Genomic DNA, 17,628 nt, shown 5'->3' on the forward strand with positions numbered 1-17,628 from the left:
CTGCCCAAATTGGTGGTCGATAATCCTTCCAACCTAGTGCTTTTTCTATCAACGAAGACGATTGTAAAACTAAGTGATCATGGCATAGATGTCCAGCCAATTGAACTGCTGCTGGTAGTTCACCGTCAAAAACATTTACAGGTAACGAAGCAGCAGGTTGACCCGTAACGTTACAGACCTGAGAGAAAGGTGCAAAAATTCCACTATCGGCAGCCCAAGTTTCATAATCAAATGCTTCTGTTCTACTGTCTAATGATCCAATTGGAATTGGGTCGCAACCCGAGGAGCGCTGTCTTTAGGATACGATGCGGAAACGAATCTCTCGTATATGAGCAGTTGGAAGGAAATTTATCAGTTAGAAATCTCATGACCTAGAGCCTCTCATGTCTAACCGCTGAATATCCGTAACTAAAGTGACAAAAGTTTGAAACATATGTGTCGAACTTGGGAGATGATGCGGTGCAGGAATCAATAATGAAATAGCTTCTCCGTCTGTGAGCGTGTGGGTCCCGATCGCAGGACTGGGACCAGTGGATCGTTCCACTGAAATCTGGGATTGATCTCTAGGAATTAGGGGTTCCTTTTCGATCCCTCCGATCATGGTGGAATGCGGGTTATAGGTGGTCGATAAAGTGGACGATTCAGTTGTCCTCTTGTGTCCTCTCTAGTCCATTTCAGTCAAGTTTGCGTGGGGACGAAGTGTAGTTTTGTTGAATTTCCTAGACTGATTCTGGTCGGTAACTGCCTTCGGGAGGCAGGGGCCGGAGGTTCAAATCCTCTCACCCCGACCATTAAATCAAGTAGTTAGCATCGTTGAGTTTTCAAAATCATGATTAGGAGGGCAGAATTACTGCTTTCTTGCTCGCCCTCTTTCTTGCCGCGTGAAATCAGTTGAGTCAACGGTCACAAAAATGCTGATCCGGAGTGTGCTTTTCGGAGCACAGAATTTGGTGGAGAGTTCTGGTTGGTTAAAGATTTTTTAGTAGGTATCCTCAAATTTCTAACCAGTATCCTGTAATCCATTTCATCGGCCAGGGTCAAGCCTCTTAAGGGTTATGCGCACACTGTTTGAAAGAAAAATCAGCATTGCCCTGCCTGCGATGCTGGCGATTCAGTCCTTTGGCACGATGTGCTGTTTTGCCGGTGCTGTCGTGGCGGTACAGGCTGCCGTTGATCTTGGTGTTAAGTCCACCAGTATCGGTATCTACACGGCTGTCATATACGTCACTGGTATGTTGTCGGGTCTGATTGCTGGTAGTTTTCTTGCCCGTTACGGTGTCATTCGGACCTGCCAGGTTGCCTTGTTGGTGGGTGTGCTCGGTCTTGGGCTGGCCAGTGCTCTTCCTTTTTGGCCGGTAGCGATCGGGGCGGCCGTGCTGCTCGGCATGGGAACGGGGCCGCTCAACCCGGCAGGTTCGAGGATTTTGGCAAAGCACGCTCCGCCACAATGGCAGCCCTTTGTTTTCTCGGTCAAGCAGAGTGGAACGCCGCTCGGTGGCATGCTGGCTGGGCTCTTGTTGCCGCCGTTGATGGTGCTTTATGACTGGCGGGTAGCTGTTGTCGCGATCAGCGCGATACCGCTAGTCACGCTCTTTGGGCTTCAGCTTTTTCGCAGCGATCTGGACGACGATCGAGATCCAGCCTTTCGTATCAGTTTCACCGGTATCTTGACCTCACTGCGTCTAATTCTGACGAGTAAGCCGCTTGTGACGCTCGTTACAGCGGGTTATCTCTATACCTTCGCGCAGATGTCAATCCTGTCATTCATGGTGATCTACCTGCAAGAGGCAAATGGCCTTTCAGCTGAATTCGCTGGCGGCATCTTCGCGATCATTCATGGTTCAGCCATTCCGGCGCGTATCGTATGGGGAGCCGTCGCGGGCCGTTTTCTCAGCAGCTGGGTATTACTGGGCCTGCTCGGGGTCATGATGTCGGGCAGCATCGTTGCAATGAGTCTGTTTATACCCACCTGGCCATTCTGGCTCACTGCACTGATCGCCGTCATGCTGGGTGCGAGCACTAACGGGGTGCTCGGCCTGCTGATGTCCGAATTTGCCCGGCTCGCACCCGAGGATAAAGTGGGTGAGACCGTAGGTGGTGCCCAGTTCTTCCTGTTCTTCGGGATCGTCAGTGGCCCACCAATATTCGGTGCTATGGTTGAGTTCGGTGGCGGCTACGGTAACGCCTTTTATCTAATCGCCACTACGACGCTCGCAGCCGGTTGTTTGCTGTTGCTCATCGCAAGGCACGGTCGCCCTGGATAAGATCAGTAATTTCACAATCGAGTGACGGCCTCTATGGTTCGTTTGTTTTGTTTTAGCAGAAACCATAACTAGCGACACACTCCTATCAGAACAAAAGTAATCGGGTTATTTAATATTTCGTAAACATCAGAAGAAACGATAGCAAGATCTGACCAGAAAGAGGTTGGACCTAAGTAAGAAATACAATTAAATAATTTCGTCCAACATCAATAACGAATCTGCAATTATTTGCGCACCCTTCGCCAGAGACTCGGGGCTGGCATACTCTTTCTCGTTGTGACTAATACCTTTATGACATGGTACGAAGACCATGCCACTGGGGCAGAAAGAATTCATATAACGAGCGTCATGGCCTGCGCCGGACGGAAGGTATTTGAAGGAGTAAGCTCTCTGCTTTGCACATTCTTCAACAACTTCTTGCACCATACCCTCAAACGATGTTGGTAGTGCGCTCCGAGTCTCCACTACCTCAGTGCTGCACCTTATCGCCGTCTTTTTACACACTTCTGCAACTTGGTCTCCTAATGTTTGCAAAACCGCGGTGTCGGGATGACGGAAATCGATCGTAAATAGCACTCGTCCGGGTACAACTGCTAGCGAACCTGGGGATACCTCAAAACGGCCGATTGTAAATCGCACTTTATCCTCTGGGTCATAGAAAACCTCTCGCAATGCGTTGACAATATTGACCGCATCCATAAAAGCATCCTGACGATTCCTCTCTGGGGTCGTACCAGCATGGGCCTCCTCTCCGATAACCTGTATCTCAAACTTTCTTGTTCCCTGAATTCCGGTAACTATTCCAATATCGATATTTTCATTTTCAAGAATGGGCCCCTGCTCGATGTGTAATTCTAAATATGCCGCGATAGGTGTTCCAAGCTGACGCACTGTCGCCCAATTAACTCTTGTTCTAAGCGCATCGACTGCTGTTTCTATCGACACTCCTTCTCTATCTGTGGCCGCAAGCATACGTTCGATTGGCGTATCACCCACATAAACAGCAGATCCCATTTCAGACGGTCGAAATCGAGTCCCTTCCTCATTGTTCCATATAACAACCTCAATGGGATGGCGAGTACAGATTTCAGCATCATCGATAACTTCCATCGCTTCGACTGCTGCTAAAACACCAGAAATACCATCGAATCGCCCTCCTGTTGGCTGGGTATCACTGTGCGAACCACTTACTAAGGCCGGGCAATGGGGATCTGACCCGGCCCGCCGCATAAACTGATTACCGTAGTCGTCGATTTCTACTAAAAAGTTACGCTTGCGGGCCCATGATGCCAGTTGCCAATGGACCTCAACATCTGGGATTGTCAGTGCCGCTCTATTCACACCTCCTCTTTCGGTTGCCCCGAGCTTTGCCATATCTATATGCCGTTGCCATAAACGGTCGAGATCAACTCGCAGTAAATCATCCAGATTACATCCCACATTGATACCCCTTCGGTGAATTACTGACTATATTACCCATCGAACAAAATCTGTTTTAGACTGTAGCGAAAATGTAGCGCAAAGCTGTCAAAACATGTCAGTTAGAGTCGCATTTGCTAATTTTAAGGCTTGTAAGTGATTGAGTTTATTAGTGACATAGTAGGGTTGTTGCCTTCGGGAGGCAGGGGTCGCTGGTTCAACTCCAGCCGCGCCCACCATTTTCCACTGCTTTTAGGCAAATTTCGCTGGTCCATTCCTACTCCGAATTTGTCCTGTGCTGAACATTTTATGCTAGCCACTGCATCAAGTTCCGAACTTTGTCCGAATCTCACTTTGATGCAGCGTTTATAATTTCTATTCTCTTACATACCTCCGCTACGAGGACTTCTGCATGGCGATTACCAGTCTACCAACCCAGCCAATGATGTCAGATGCCGAATGGGAAACACGATGTGACCTTGCGGCGCTCTATCGCATATTTCATCACCTGCGTATGACCGACCTGATTTATACCCACATGACGGCTCGAATCCCGGGAGAGGACAACACGTTTTTAATCAATAATTATGGCGAGATGTTCGACGAGGTGACAGCATCTTCGTTAGTCAAAATGGATTTTGAAGGTAGCGTCATTGGTGATCAGGACAGTTACAATGAAGCCGGATTTACTATCCACAGTGGTGTCTACCAAGCGCGACCAGATGTTACGTGCGTGGCCCATACGCACACCAACGCAGGCGTCGCCATTTCCATCACTAAGCAAGGCTTGCTGCCCATTAGTCAGGACGCGGCAGTAGTAATAGACGAGGTCGGCTATCACGATTACGGCACCCCAGCGACTCAGGCAGAGTGTGACGCTCTCGGACGCAGTTGCAAAGATATTAACTGTGTCATACTGAGGAACCACGGCCTGTTGACGCTAGGTGCGAGCATCCCGGCCGCCTTTCTACGCATGTATTTTCTTGAACACGCCTGCTCTGAGCAGGTTGCGGCTACGTCTCTCAATACCGAACTAACACCGATAGCTCCGGAAGTGCTGGAAGATGTAACGCAGCGTTATGGAACTTATCGCGCCAACGACGATTTTGGCAAACTGGAATGGAGCGCCATGATCCGTTTGCTTGAGAGAAACGGCATTCAGTACAAGCAGTAGTGGCTAACAACTATTGATCGTCAGGCGTGGACCACCCTTCGGCCTAGCGGCCGGTGGGGTGGTTACGATCCAACTCAACCGCAGTCAATCGGCCATCGCGGATAATCGAAATACACCCACAGCGGAACCGACAAAGCGCACACCCGCCGTATATCCTGCGGTCCGCACTAATGCTGTTTGCTACTGTGGTCACCTTAGGGGCTGTTTTGAGAGGATTACTCAACTGCCTAACCTTACTTCTCAAAACCCTTTGAATTATCGTCCTTGTAGAATCCAACCGTGTTCTGGAATACGTTTAGCTTACGATAAATTGCCAACAGCACGGCACCTTCATCCGAGTGGGTCTCGTGAAAAGACCCCGGTTGGCGCCAAACGAACTTTCCAGCCCGACATATTCCGTCGTGGTCGTAGAAAGATCCTTCAAGAACGAAGGATTGTTCAATTTCTGGATGTTTGTGCATTGGAAGTGTCGCACCCGGTTCCCATTTCAGAAGACAAGTCATTTCACCCTTGTCTTTATCTACGTAAAGAACCTTAATCTGAATTGACTCGGTTGCCATTCGATTTGAGATGGATCGACGTAGGTAGAAGCGGCGATGGTTGGTTGAATTTTAGATTTTTCAGTTGCCACTGCTATCACCTCAGATTGAAACTTTGATTCATCGTTTATGTCTACTTTATCCTGAACATCCTTCTAAACCGGTAAATCTCTCTGCAGAAACAGGCAAAGGAATGTGTAGATGAGTTTCAGTCGGGCTGATTTACCACGAGGAATATTGTGCACCCATCATTTGCCCGTCAACTTTCACCGACAAATGCAATGGCTTCAATCTCAACCAGCATGGTCGGTTCCGCAAGATGTGCCTGCACTGTGGTGCGGGCCGGTGGCATATCCCCAAATATCCGTGAAAAGACATCGTTCATCTTCTGAAAGTCTTCGATATTTTTCAGGTAAACCGTACATTTAAGGACATCCTCAGGTGAGGCACCCCCTTCGGCAAGAACAGATAACACATTGTGCAGGGTCTGCTCGGTTTGTGCGACAACATCGCCGATACCAGTGACCTCACCTGTTTCGTCCCACGCCACTTGTCCGGCGGTGAATACGAACCCACCCCCTGCTGTGCCGGGTGCATAGGGATAGGTGGGCCTTGGTTGAAAGTCAAGGTGAGGTGGGCACAGCGTTATTTTAGGCATTGTTTTCATCCTGTCAGTCCCATATGAGTGAACCAGATATACAAGTTCTGTCGATATACAAAAAGGGGGTGGGCACCCCTTGGGTTAGTGTACGAATCTAGACTCAGAAAGATTCACAATTCGACTCCATTAGAGTCACCAATCACTATGACTCAAGATATCTGGAGTATGATCCAAAAACATGTTGACTATTTGGCTACCGTAATCATGTGGTCACGTTCGGACTAAATTTATAGGAGAAAAATAAAATGTCGGTATACCTGATGACTGAGGCTGTAGTACACGATGTAGAAGCGTACGAAAAATACAAAGAACAGGCACCACAGTATGTGGCACGCCATGGTGGAGAATACTGTTGTCGAGGTGGAAAGGTCGATGTCCTAGTAGGTGACTGGCACCCAGATCGAATCGTCATGTTGAAGTTTCCGTCACGAGAAGCACTTGATGCGTTGGCATCTGACCCTGACTACAGTCCATGGAAAAAACTCAGGGAGTCACTTACCACGATTAAGACACAGATTATTCTCGAAGGGGTTTAAACAGAATACAAGAATTCACACCCAATACACTGGTTGGAATAATTATGGCCTCCAATGACCATAACGATTGCAAGGACAGATTTCCCCTATAGAGATCACTATGGCCAAAATTCATACGCTCACAGTCGAACCTATGACCGAGAACAGCTTTAAACCCTTTGGTGAAGTCTGGTCTGCATCTGAAAAACCTTCTGACCGACGCATTTTGTTCCCGACTTCATATAGCCACGATGGCCAATCGACCGTTCACGTGATTTGGCAACCTCAAGGCGGGCTAAAATTCGACCAGCTCGAACGACATTTTGGGGTTACACAGAGTTTTGTTCAATTGTCCGGAGGTTCAGCTGTAGTATGTGCCGCAGCCCCGACTGACCCAGACAACCTTCATGATATTCCACTACCTGGAGATGTACGTGCTTTCCTGATAGATCCCAGCATAGGATACTCTTTCAAGCGCGGGACCTGGCATTCGCTGAACCGTCATATTCTGGATCAGAATGGGGCGACATTTCTAATTCTGAATTCGAACCCCAACCCTACCCAGGTGGTTAACTATCAGACCGGCTCTGGTTACTTGTCGAAAGACCTTGACGTGGATCAGAGTCCTGCGATTCTGAGTTACACAAATATGGATAGCATCGAATTTGAGATTGAAGCATGACAACTTATCGCCGGAACAATATGAATTCGGCTAGATGTAGGATGCCAGATTAACGCTATCACCGTGGGGGTTGGGGAGAGTACCTCCTACTTCGACTTCGCTGAAACAAGGTCCGTTCCTGTTCTCTCCAGTTCATTCAGGTCCGTTTACGTGGAGTCGGAGCTTGTTTCTTAAACGATTTCAGGACTATTGGTGAGCAGCGCTCTGCCTTCACACGGCAGGGGTCGGAGGTTCAAATCCAGCCGCGCCCACCATTTTCCACTGCTTTTAGGCCATTTTCACTGGCCACTTTCTGCTCCGAATTTGTCGTGTGCTGAAAATGTCCTGAAAATTTGATGCTAACCACCGCATCATACAGGTGACCTAGTCCTAAATAAGCATACCGTTCAGTGTTCTGAATACTGGAATGACAACGCTGTTTGCTCATCTTAAACAGTGATACTCTATCCATTAAGGGTCGACTAGCAGAGAAAAGAGGTCGCGAACTCTATCCACCCTGGAAATGGAAACAAACTAATTAACCGTAAGGCGTGGCATCACCATCAGCCCGAAGTTTTGTCACCTCCAGAACTCTGTCTCTTATACGAGCGCACCACTCAGAGCCAATATCGTCTTGCCACCAAACGAGTTCATTACTTTCGGCTGAGAATTCATAAGGCTGACTACCAGAGTTTCGCGTTGGGTGCCATTGCGCAGCTAACTCGGGGAAAAGTGCTTTCAACTGGTTGGTAGTATCTATACGGCCTGGTATGTCTCTAGGTCCGTCCACCACAATGCCATCCTCAAACCAGGCATCCATTAGACCCCAGTAGAGGCCCATGTGGCCACCAATTCTAGCAACTTCCTGATGTGGATTCTCGTAACACCAAATTACATTTTCTTTACTTCTAACTTCGGTGCGTACAGACCAATAGGAAGCGTGGCCTTTGTATGGACAGTAAGTGCTGTGGTCAGACAGTTCAAGCAGCGAAAGCTCAACATCCGAACGAGGAAAGTAATATATTGGGGCATGCCCAAGTTCATACATTACTCTAGTTTTAGAGGACGATGCGATAGTTTCACCACCAAATTCTACGCGAACCTCAGCAGGAATAAGATCAAAGTTAACTACATAGGCAGTATTGAGATGCCAACCATTTATATCTAATTGATTTGTCGGTTCCACAACAAATTCTCCCTTAAGTCTATAACTCCAACCAATTGTTTTTAGAGCGCACCAAAAGGAGCAGAAACAAGCTTCATCCCACTATCTTAAACCTAAAATTTGGTTGTCGACGTTCAATTGGCGTAGTCTAAATCGCCCATCAAGCTTTCTCCCTCAGGCGGTAGCCAACTTTTCCGTTCGCCTGCATATTCCTCACCCGCATTACCGCTAACAGTTGTACGCCACATGATTCGTCCATGTTGCTCGGCATCGAACCAGGTTGCAGAATGGAGCAAGTTTCGATTGTCGTGAATCACCAAGTCACCAGCATCCCAATCATGGGCATAAGTAAATTGTGGTTGTGTGTAGTGAGTCATGAGTTTATAAATCAGACGACCACCGGCACCGTCAGGCCCGGTGTCCATGTCGGCCACGGGCCCCAGGATCCAATCCAACTGACCCTCTTCACAAAGATACAGCGCAGGCTGTCCAGTCACCGGGTGAATCCGCACGATGGGTTGGGCTTGGGACGCTTGATGAGGTTCCAATGGGGTGGGAATTTCTCCCGCCCGCACGGCGTCTTCGCCGCGACCAGTCCACGGTATTGCGTGAATGGCTGATAACCCTGCGACCGTTTGCTGCATTTCTCGACTTAAGGATGAATAGGCCGCGGTACCGTCGGCATACAGAGTTTGCCCTTGGCCTTTCGGGCTCGGTTGCATAGCGTAGAACAGTGAGATATCTGGCGGTGGTCTGCGAAAACTTTGATCGGTATGCCAGCCTTTTCGGTGAGGAAATTGCATTGGCAACTTACCGTCTGGCATGGTCGGTGGGTCGGGTAGGTCAGGCACGGGAAAACTCATCGGTGGTAAGTTGGATATCACAATAACTTCCGGCACCTGGGAATGAATTAAACGTTCCGGCGTGAGTGTTTTGTGATAGTTCTCGACCTCCGAGCCAAACAATCGACTCAGTCGGACCAATAACGAGGGATCATCGTTGATATCGTTCAAGTCCCTGAACACCATTAAGCCGTGAGCCTCATAGAAAGCGTCTAATACAGGCTTCGGATCGTGTTCGAGCTGCGTGACTAGTGCTTGGGCCCTCACATTTGGAATGAGTTCGACACCAAATGTGGCCCCTGGTAAGGTCCTAATTTGATAGCTTGAAGTGACGTGCATAATTCAGATAATCGAAAAAACAAATTCAACATTTACTACTAGTGATACGCTATCTGCGCTAAATCCTCTAGAGAGGAAACAAGTTCATGACGAGAAATTTCCTGCCCTATCAACACGAGTCGGCCGATCTCTCCCTCACTCTGAAAACTTACGGTCTCCAAAGGATAGAGTATGTGTTGAACTGCTTGTATAACAGAAGGTGCCTCCTGACCTTCAAAGTGAATAATTCCTTTCAAGCGCAGTAGATTGCCCCTATAGCGCTCATGAAGTTGGTTCACCCATTTCTCGAACACCCGAAAGTCCATCGGGCCTTCCATTGCCCTTGATACTTCAAATATCCCATCACCATGTGCAGGTTTGTGAACTTCCCCTGAAATTACTGGGAATTGTGTCGTTTTTGAATCTCCAAATCCCGGCAACAGCCTAGGATTCATCTCTCCATTCGACGAAAATATGATTGGTGCCGTTGAGTTAATATTTCGAATCCTTTCCTGCAGTGACTTATAATTTTCTGCCACATCCATTTTTGAGACGATCAGGCAATCTGCCAGTGCAGTTTGTTTGACCGAAACCGAAAAGTTCTCCAGGGTCTGGGCGCCAAGTACACCGTCAATGACAGTTGATAATCCTGCAAACTGAAATCGACTAAACCGCAATGGGTCAGTCATCAGCGTTTGTATAATCGGGACTGGATCGGCAATTCCCGTTGTCTCAATTACCAATCGTTCAAAAGCTGGAATCTCTGATCGAGTAGCCCTATCCAGCAGGGTGCGCATTGTATCGACAAGATCATTGCGCAACTGGCAACAGAGACATCCATTAGGCAACAGAGCTAATTGCTCATCAGCCACCTCCAAAAGCAGGTGATCTAAGCCCATCTCCCCCAATTCATTCACAATAACAGCTGTATCTGAAAAAATACTTGACTTCAGAATTCGAGCAAGCAAGGTAGTTTTTCCACTGCCAAGAAACCCTGTAATTATCGATACTGGTATGGGATTCTCATCAATCAGGTAAGCGGAAACATCAGCAACGGAAGAAAAACCACCCTTCATTGGTTGGAGCGATTGTCGCCTGCTTCCTCAATCGTTAACGGTTCGTTCCACGTGTTATTCCAAAATGAATTGGGATCACACGTAAAAGTGTGGAATGCACCAACCAGTGGTGGACTAGGCTTTCCACTTCGACGTTGATTCAACTCATCACGAGCAGTCTTCACAACAGCTGGCTGAGTAACCAACTCCATCATAGCCAAAGCCAAAGCTTCCGATGCAACAAGAGCCGAGGGAATCTCTGCATCGCTTCCGGCACAGGCGGTTCGTGCCCAGTGGTGAAACGGCACTGCAGATGGTAGCGCCCAACTAATTCGACCTAATGGAATATGCCAACTCGCTTCCCCATCATCCTGACTAGAAGTGTCATATCCATCGTCGATGTAATCGATTCCTCGGTGCAGTTCAAACTCTTCACCTGGGGCACAAGCCGCTACTAGTTCCTGGAACCAGGTGATATGCTCATCAGTCCATTTTGGTGGACCGACGATCTCAAGCTGACGGAACAACAGCTTTCCAATCGTTTCGTTCGGCAGATAACTGCGTGTTGCTGTGAGAAACTGTTCACGACATCGCGTATTGTTTAATGAAGCCGCACCCTGGCAAATACGAACGACGTAGTGATACACCTCCTTAGCCCTTGCATAGTCGACATGCCTAACATAGACCCACAATCGAGCCTCGTCGGGGCTGATATTTGGCATCAATCCGCCCGTTCGAACCGTATGTTCTACAGAACAGTCTGGGAACTGGTGTGCACGAAGCCTTTCAATTGACTGTACAGCTAGCTCAACCGAGTCCAGTGCATTCTGTGAACCTCCTCGACTCGAATGACCTGCCTCGCCGGAGTACACAAATTCCCCGCTAATTAATGATTGATTTGGTCTAACTTTCGCTGCTGTTTTGTAGCTACCGTGTGTTGCGAGAAGGACGTCTGTGCCATCAAAAACGCCTTCCCGTAGCATGGCAACCTTACCCCACAACAACTCTTCTGCCGGACATCCAAAAAGAACAACCTCTCCATCAATTTTCAGTTTTGAAAGTACCTTTTTTACTGCAATGGCTGCTCCAGTTGTCCCTGCACCTATCCAGTTATGACCACAGCCATGACCAGCTTCTCTTTCAACAAAATCACGTAGAGGTAGGGATGAATTCGCAAGCCCAGGCAACGCATCATATTCAGCCAATAAACCTATAGTAGGTTTGCCTTTTCCGTACCGAGCAGTGAAGGCCGTCGGCAAACCTCCAACTGCATTTTCCACGACAAACCCGCTACTTTCGCACCAATCTGCCAACAAACTCGAAGATTGTCTTTCCAACATGCCTATCTCTGCTAGAGACCACAGCTTGCGAGAAATTTCGATCATTTCAATCCTGATCTCTTCCCAGGATTGACGGACGATTTCAGAAAGATCTTGTTTCATCATGCCAGTAAAATCTCTGATATTCTGTCAGACATAAATATGGCCTCCGAGATACTTCAAGCCGCTATCACAGGCTATCGTAACTACTCTCTGGCCCGGCTTCATCTCTTTTGCTAGTTCTATTGCGCCAGCTACATTTAGTCCCGTTGAGGCGCCGCAAAATATTCCCTCCTCCTTTGCTAGCCTCCTACACATTGAAAATCCTTTCTCTTGGTCGACAGTACGAATTTCACTTAAAACCGTACGATCTAGAAACGGCGGCTCAAAACCGACACCTACGCCTTCAACTTTATGTGCGCCTCCTTTGCCTGTTGTTAAGAACGGCGACTGGGCAGGTTCAAATGCTACCACGCTTACTTTTGAGCCTGACTTAGCCAGTCCTTGCCAAGTGCCCATAAGTGCACCGCCTGTTCCTACAGAAGCACAAAACAAGTCAATATCGCAACCAAGTGTATTAGCTATTTCTTGGCCCATAGGCTCGTAACCAACCGTTACGTCAGGAGAGCCAAATTGGTCACGATAATATGCATTTGAGGTATTACACAGTCTCAACGCTCTGTCTTTCATCCTCTCTATCAACTCAGGCTGGCAGTACCGGCAGTGGCAGGCACCGACTCTCTTGGGCGTTCCATGAGCCTCGAAGCGTACCGTGCCGCACAGGCATCCGCCCTGGTGAACTGTGTTGTCTTCCATATCTATCTCTGGGGGCCTTTTTCAGCCCGTCTTCGGTTTCACTTCTTTTGAATTACACCATCGAACTCGCCGGAACTCGACCCCTGTGGGATGAAACTGCCAACCGGCGTTTCACACCCGTCAGCACAAAGTCTGTTCAGTCACAGACCACCAGGTCGTGACCGAGGGTCGTCAACCGGTCGACACCGGTGTCGGTGATGAGCACTGGGTCACCCAGTGCTACTGCAAGTTCTGCATCCCAGTCAGCAAGGATGCCGTGCAGCATGAACGTCATGCCGGGCTTCAGGATATGAGTGTCGGTCAACTTGATGCGCAGGTTGTCAATCCACGTGGGCGGATAGCCGATACCGATGCCGTAGCCGCAGTGACGGGTTCGTCGGTCGATGCCGTTGACGAGATATACCCCGTGCATCGCCTCGGCGACATCGGCCGTCGCCACACCGGGCCCGGCGACCTCCAGACCGGCCTGAAGCGCTTCTCTGAGAATGCCGTGCAGGCGCTGCTGCACGGCGACCGGCGCACCAATAGCTGCAGAGCGGACACCGACCGCGTGATAGCGCCGGAAACACGCCCCGATCTCGAGGTTCACCGGGTCGTGAGCCTTGAGCTCCCGGCGAAGCGCCGCGCCATGGGTCTGATGCAGTGTGCGGGGACCGGACTCGAGCGGCGGTGCCACAGCAGGAAACTCACCGCCGGCCGCGTAGATCGACTGCATCACTGCCCCGTGAACATCACACTCCCGGGTGCCCTCGTGCATCGCGGCAAACCCCGCACGCATCCCGATGTCGAACAACGTACCGGCCTCGCGCATGCAGGCGACTTCGGCCGGAGACTTCTCAAGGCGAAGGTCGGTCAGAAGCGCTGAGGCATCGACGATACTTGCCGCGGCGAGGTGTACCGCCAGGCGGGCATAAAACACCGGCAGCAAGCCATGGGTCTGCAACTCCATCCCGATCCGGCAGCCGGTAATGTCAACGAATTCGCGTACGATAGCGGCAGTGAATTCGGTCGGGTCGTTGCGGTGGTCGTCGTACCAGACGCGGATGTCTTCGGCAACCGAAGTTTCACGAATAATGTGTGCATCCACTTCCCGGCAGAGGTAAACAACCCGTGGATCGTCGCGCGAGACGACCAGAACCTGGTAGTAGCTGTAGCCGATCTGGTCATAACCTGTGAGATAGAACATCTGGTCCTGGCCGAAGACCAGCACCACGTCCAGATTCTGATCGGCCATTTGTTCGCGGACCCTGGCAAGCCGCGCGTCGAATTCTTGTCGATCAAATGCCAGGCTCATCTAAACGACCTCCAGCGGCACATCGCCGCCGCCGACCAGTTGCTCCAAACCCTCGCCGGTGAGGGTCCAGGTGCCGCCCTGGATGATGCCGATGTCCTCGTGATCCAGTTGCAGGTAGGCGTGAAGCACGAACACCATCCCGGGCACCAGGGTCTCATCGAAGCCGCGGCTGATCTGCAGAGTCTCGAGCCACACCGGGGGATACGCCAGGCCGATCCCGTAACCGAAGCGCATGTTGGCGTAAGCCTCGAGCCCGGCGGCGCGAACCGGCACCAAAGAGGCGACCTCGACATCGGCCACCCGAGCGCCCGGCCGGCAGGCGCCGATTCCGGCCGCAAGTGACGCCCGGGCCACCTCGTAAAGCTCGGCTGCCCTGGCACCCGGGGTCCCGCAGGCCATGGTGTGCACGGCGGTGGCATGGTAGCGGTGCGAGACCCCGGCAAACTCGAAGTGCGCAAGATCGCCGGTCTCGATGACCCGCGCCCTCGGTGTGGCGTGGCCCCCGGGGGTACGGGGACCACTGGAGATCTCGGTGGGAATAGCCCAGTAGTCGCTGCCCGATCTGCGCATCGCGTCTTCGAGCGCAGCGGCCACTTCGATCTCGGTTGTTCCCGCCCGCAGAGCATCCCGGGCCACCGCCAGCCCCTGATTGGCATAGCCCGCGGCCTCGCGTACATAAGCCATCTCGGTCTCGGACTTGATAATCCTGAGATCGCCGAGCACCCGGGTCGCGTCGGCGATCTCACCCGGTGCCAGCGCTGCGCTCAGTTCGGCGTAAAGCGCAGCGTTCAGAGTGTAAGACGAAAGCTCCATTGCGATCCGGCCACCGGTCCAGCCTTTCTCACGGGCGACAGCGGCCACGAGGCTGGCAAAGTCATCGGCGAATAGTTGATAACTGCGAAGGTCCGAAACCCAGCTGGTCTCGGTGGCGAGCCGGGTGTCGACATTACGCACGATGAGGGTGGGTTCGTCGTCGCCGCCGACCGAGAACACCAGGGCCTGCGGGCTGTTGACCCCCACCCAAGCGTCATAGCCCGCAAGGTAATAGTGGGTCTCGGGCGCCACCGAGATGCACACCTCGAAACCCGCTTCTCCGAGTTTCTCCCGGGCTCTTGCGAGACGCCCCTGGTGTTCCGCACGACTGAATGCGGCATAGGTCGGTGACATAGCGGCGGGTCCCCTTGGCGTTAGGTCAGGACAGCGGCCTGCACGGGCAGGCGTTTTACACCCGCTATCTTACGCTTCTGCCTTGAGTGGGTTAAGAGGACGGGCACCCAACCACAGCGTGAGAGTGTTCACCGGCCGACCCGGTCAGACTTTCATTCGGGGGCCTACCTATGACGCTCTGTTAATCCTTTGCAAAAGGGCAGTGCGGGCGTTCAAAAAGGCGTTCGAGATAGGCCTGAAGTCCACTCAAGCTATCTAACAGTCCCTGGCGGCGTCCCCAGTTCACAGTCCAGCCGACGATGATGTCGGTGACCGTGAAGCGGTTTTCAACCAGGAAGTCCTGACACAAAAGCACATCGTTCAACACTGATGCGGCGCGCCCGAACATCATGGCATTCTGCTCGAACCCTGCCTCAATCCGCTGCTCTTCGGGCAGGACAAACTTGTTCACCGCCGTATTCCAAAGCCATGCTTCCATTTCTGTCAGTGCAAAGGATGTCCACTGATCATGCTGGCCGCGCGCCCAACTGCCAGGTTTGGCAATTAAGTCAATGTCTGGCGCATGATCCGCAAGATAGGTACAAATCGCAGCTGACTCGAAAAGCACTTTGCCGTCTACGATCGCGACAGGTAGTTTGCCGACCGGGTATACCGCTTTGACCTCATCACTTATAGCAAGATCCGATCTCCCCAGAGAATTAAAGGAGATCCCGGCTTCCAGAAGCGTCCAGCGACAACGAGCAGAGCGTGAAGTTCCGGACTCATACAATGTTACGTCCACAATATTCCTTCCTGGTGATCGTTGCGACTACTCTTAACTCTTATGATAGTCGCTCTCCGGCGCCTCCGAGTCACGATACTCGAAGCCCACTTCCTTGAAATTTTCTGAGCTCTGGTGAGGCCCGCCTAGAGTTTCGCACCGTTGAATGCGGCGTAGGTGGGTGACATGAGTGTCCGGTCCGATCAGGCTTTCGACCATGTCAAGCAGTCTCGAATCATTGATCAGCATACGGAAGATCGGGTGTTGCAAATGCGCTGTGCGAATCTGGTAGACCTGAAAGTCTTCGTCACGATCCGATCCAGACTGAACGTTCTCAAGAGCCTGATCCTGCTTCAGACGGTCGATCGTTTCCATGTAACAGACTCGAAGGCGATCCACCTCGGCCGTGTCGAGGAAGCCGTCCGCAAGGACAAAGCCATTCTCAAAAAAGCATCGATCTGTTCTTGGTCGAGTCTCAACGGTTTACCTTGGGGATTTGGTTCGAGGTTTCAGAAAACGAAGAATAAACAGCAAGTTTTCCGGGCACAACCAGCCACTAGGGGGCAAGACCCGATCCCACACCTGATTCGATAACGTTCCTGGGCCAGCGATCTTCGATGATTAAAAGTCAGTGACTGAAGATCCTGGCGCGCTGCGGCAGGCTACACAGCAGTCAGCCAGTGCTCGTACTGGGGAAGTCGCCCGCGGGTCACCGCATCGTAGATGTCGAAGACGGCTCTCGTTTTCGATCCGACCTCGCCGTCACCGATGGGGTAGCCGTCGATGTTTACGATCGGCATGACTTCGTAACCAGAACCACACAGAAAGACCTCTTCGCAGAGATAGAGCTCTGTGCGGTCGATCTCACGCTGCTGAACCTCGACACCCAGTTCTGATTCACACAGCTCAATCAGCGTGGCGCGGGTGACACTCTCAAGGATGCTGCCGGTGATCGTCGGCGTGATCACGACGCCGTCACGCACAGCCATCAGGCAGGCACCGGCACTCTCGGCCACTTTTCCTGAACCCGTCAGCAGGATCGCTTCGTCGTAGCCGTCGGTGCGGGCCTGGATGGTGGCGAGACGCCCGTTCTGATAATTGGCTGAACATTTGATCCTTGGCGGCATGCTGGAATCTTCGATCCGGTGCCAGGAACTGACCTGGGCCCGGGCGGCTTTATCGCTCAGTGATTTGTCATGGCGACCAACCGCCAGGCAGCCCAGTGCAATCGGTGCCGTGGCGTCTAGAAAGCCCTCGCTGAGAACATAGGCCGAGAGCCGGATGTGGGTATCTTCGTGCAGCTCATTGGCCTTGATGACGTCCGTCACGACTTCAGTCAGGTGACTCACAGACCAGTCCTGCTCGAAGCGCATAATCCGCATGCTGTCCTGCAGGCGCAGCAGGTGTTCGGGCAAGCGGAAGACAGTGAGCCGGCCCTCGTCCCCGAGATAGGCGCAGATGCCTTCGAACACCGTGGCACCGTACTTGACTGCACCACTCAAGACATGCACGGTCGCCTCGCGTTCCGGCACGATCCGGCCGTTGAAGTAGATCTTGGATCCAGTGGCCGCAAATTCAACCATCGGTTCTGTCCTCCTGGGTTCACCAGCAAACTGTTGGGTTTTATCTCTACAGACGCCAGGGGCAGTGTGCAATTGT

At 51.4% G+C, this 17,628-nt stretch carries 17 protein-coding genes and 1 pseudogene; 4 read left to right on the forward strand and 14 right to left on the reverse strand.

What is annotated here, in order from left to right; genetic code table 11:
* Positions 1-1,055: 1,055 nt before the first annotated feature.
* Complete coding sequence (locus MK323_01460; protein ID MCH2480834.1) at positions 1,056-2,264, forward strand: MFS transporter; 1,209 nt, start codon at positions 1,056-1,058, stop codon at positions 2,262-2,264.
* A 186-nt stretch (positions 2,265-2,450) separates the two neighbouring features.
* Here MK323_01460 and MK323_01465 read toward each other — a convergent pair whose 3' ends face one another.
* The gene (locus tag MK323_01465) at positions 2,451-3,704 is read right to left on the reverse strand and encodes a hydantoinase/carbamoylase family amidase (GenBank protein ID MCH2480835.1); all 1,254 of its coding nucleotides are present in this window, start codon (positions 3,702-3,704) and stop codon (positions 2,451-2,453) included.
* 391 nt (positions 3,705-4,095) lie between these two features.
* On the opposite strand from MK323_01465, the gene MK323_01470 reads away from it, so the two are divergent.
* Positions 4,096-4,857, forward strand: a complete 762-nt coding sequence (locus MK323_01470) for a class II aldolase/adducin family protein (protein MCH2480836.1) — start codon at positions 4,096-4,098, stop codon at positions 4,855-4,857.
* A gap of 233 nt (positions 4,858-5,090) precedes the next feature.
* On the opposite strand, the pseudogene MK323_01475 reads toward MK323_01470, so the two are convergent.
* Positions 5,091-5,467: pseudogene (locus tag MK323_01475) on the reverse strand (cupin domain-containing protein).
* Between the two features lie 188 nt (positions 5,468-5,655).
* Positions 5,656-6,063, reverse strand: a complete 408-nt coding sequence (locus tag MK323_01480; protein MCH2480837.1) for a RidA family protein — start codon at positions 6,061-6,063, stop codon at positions 5,656-5,658.
* A 239-nt stretch (positions 6,064-6,302) separates the two neighbouring features.
* Here MK323_01480 and MK323_01485 point away from each other — a divergent pair, with 239 nt between their 5' ends.
* Together MK323_01485 and MK323_01490 are read left to right on the forward strand one after the other, a co-directional pair.
* Positions 6,303-6,593 carry a DUF1330 domain-containing protein gene (locus tag MK323_01485; protein ID MCH2480838.1) on the forward strand — a complete coding sequence of 97 codons (291 nt, stop codon included), beginning with the start codon at positions 6,303-6,305 and terminating at the stop codon, positions 6,591-6,593.
* Between the two features lie 100 nt (positions 6,594-6,693).
* Positions 6,694-7,254, forward strand: coding sequence for an ureidoglycolate lyase (locus MK323_01490; protein ID MCH2480839.1), 561 nt, complete (start codon positions 6,694-6,696; stop codon positions 7,252-7,254).
* 232 nt (positions 7,255-7,486) lie between these two features.
* Here MK323_01490 and MK323_01495 read toward each other — a convergent pair whose 3' ends face one another.
* The 11 genes from MK323_01495 to ilvE all read right to left on the reverse strand — a co-directional run bounded on the left by MK323_01495 (position 7,487) and on the right by ilvE (position 17,624).
* On the reverse strand, positions 7,487-7,705 hold the full coding sequence (locus tag MK323_01495; protein MCH2480840.1) for a hypothetical protein: 219 nt from the start codon (positions 7,703-7,705) through the stop codon (positions 7,487-7,489).
* Positions 7,706-7,771: 66 nt separating this feature from the next.
* Complete coding sequence (locus MK323_01500) at positions 7,772-8,419, reverse strand: DUF427 domain-containing protein (protein ID MCH2480841.1); 648 nt, start codon at positions 8,417-8,419, stop codon at positions 7,772-7,774.
* Between the two features lie 113 nt (positions 8,420-8,532).
* On the reverse strand, positions 8,533-9,507 hold the full coding sequence (locus MK323_01505; protein ID MCH2480842.1) for a TauD/TfdA family dioxygenase: 975 nt from the start codon (positions 9,505-9,507) through the stop codon (positions 8,533-8,535).
* Between the two features lie 110 nt (positions 9,508-9,617).
* On the reverse strand, positions 9,618-10,634 hold the full coding sequence (locus MK323_01510; protein MCH2480843.1) for a GTP-binding protein: 1,017 nt from the start codon (positions 10,632-10,634) through the stop codon (positions 9,618-9,620).
* Positions 10,631-12,055, reverse strand: a complete 1,425-nt coding sequence (locus MK323_01515; GenBank protein ID MCH2480844.1) for an amidohydrolase — start codon at positions 12,053-12,055, stop codon at positions 10,631-10,633. The genes MK323_01510 and MK323_01515 overlap by 4 nt, the downstream gene beginning before the upstream one ends.
* Before the next feature lie 27 nt (positions 12,056-12,082).
* Entirely contained in the window at positions 12,083-12,622 is a 540-nt protein-coding gene (locus MK323_01520) for a pyridoxal-phosphate dependent enzyme (GenBank protein MCH2480845.1), read from the reverse strand.
* 262 nt (positions 12,623-12,884) lie between these two features.
* The gene (locus MK323_01525; protein ID MCH2480846.1) at positions 12,885-14,042 is read right to left on the reverse strand and encodes a Xaa-Pro peptidase family protein; all 1,158 of its coding nucleotides are present in this window, start codon (positions 14,040-14,042) and stop codon (positions 12,885-12,887) included.
* A complete protein-coding gene (locus MK323_01530) occupies positions 14,043-15,209 on the reverse strand; it encodes a Xaa-Pro peptidase family protein (GenBank protein MCH2480847.1) in 1,167 nt (388 codons plus the stop codon).
* Between the two features lie 181 nt (positions 15,210-15,390).
* On the reverse strand, positions 15,391-15,990 hold the full coding sequence (locus tag MK323_01535) for a glutathione S-transferase family protein (GenBank protein ID MCH2480848.1): 600 nt from the start codon (positions 15,988-15,990) through the stop codon (positions 15,391-15,393).
* Between the two features lie 33 nt (positions 15,991-16,023).
* Positions 16,024-16,344: a hypothetical protein gene (locus MK323_01540; protein MCH2480849.1), complete on the reverse strand. Its 321-nt coding sequence runs from the start codon at positions 16,342-16,344 to the stop codon at positions 16,024-16,026.
* 287 nt (positions 16,345-16,631) lie between these two features.
* Positions 16,632-17,624 (reverse strand): branched-chain-amino-acid transaminase, encoded by a 993-nt coding sequence (gene ilvE, locus MK323_01545; GenBank protein MCH2480850.1) that lies wholly within the window; start codon positions 17,622-17,624, stop codon positions 16,632-16,634.
* Between the last annotated feature and the right edge of the window lie 4 nt (positions 17,625-17,628).

The organism is Gammaproteobacteria bacterium, assembly GCA_022450155.1.
GTDB lineage: Bacteria > Pseudomonadota > Gammaproteobacteria > Arenicellales > UBA868 > REDSEA-S09-B13.

Excerpts from the sequence above, each read along its gene's own strand:
- MK323_01515 (MCH2480844.1), bottom strand. The coding sequence starts at position 12,055 with ATGAAACAAGATCTTTCTGAAATCGTCCGTCAATCCTGGGAAGAGATC.
- MK323_01470 (MCH2480836.1), top strand. The coding sequence starts at position 4,096 with ATGGCGATTACCAGTCTACCAACCCAGCCAATGATGTCAGATGCCGAA.
- MK323_01485 (MCH2480838.1), top strand. The coding sequence starts at position 6,303 with ATGTCGGTATACCTGATGACTGAGGCTGTAGTACACGATGTAGAAGCG.
- MK323_01540 (MCH2480849.1), bottom strand. The coding sequence starts at position 16,344 with ATGGAAACGATCGACCGTCTGAAGCAGGATCAGGCTCTTGAGAACGTT.
- MK323_01510 (MCH2480843.1), bottom strand. The coding sequence starts at position 10,634 with ATGAAGGGTGGTTTTTCTTCCGTTGCTGATGTTTCCGCTTACCTGATT.
- MK323_01480 (MCH2480837.1), bottom strand. The coding sequence starts at position 6,063 with ATGAAAACAATGCCTAAAATAACGCTGTGCCCACCTCACCTTGACTTT.
- MK323_01490 (MCH2480839.1), top strand. The coding sequence starts at position 6,694 with ATGGCCAAAATTCATACGCTCACAGTCGAACCTATGACCGAGAACAGC.
- MK323_01495 (MCH2480840.1), bottom strand. The coding sequence starts at position 7,705 with ATGGATAGAGTATCACTGTTTAAGATGAGCAAACAGCGTTGTCATTCC.
- MK323_01525 (MCH2480846.1), bottom strand. The coding sequence starts at position 14,042 with ATGAGCCTGGCATTTGATCGACAAGAATTCGACGCGCGGCTTGCCAGG.
- MK323_01460 (MCH2480834.1), top strand. The coding sequence starts at position 1,056 with ATGCGCACACTGTTTGAAAGAAAAATCAGCATTGCCCTGCCTGCGATG.
- MK323_01520 (MCH2480845.1), bottom strand. The coding sequence starts at position 12,622 with ATGAAAGACAGAGCGTTGAGACTGTGTAATACCTCAAATGCATATTAT.
- MK323_01530 (MCH2480847.1), bottom strand. The coding sequence starts at position 15,209 with ATGTCACCGACCTATGCCGCATTCAGTCGTGCGGAACACCAGGGGCGT.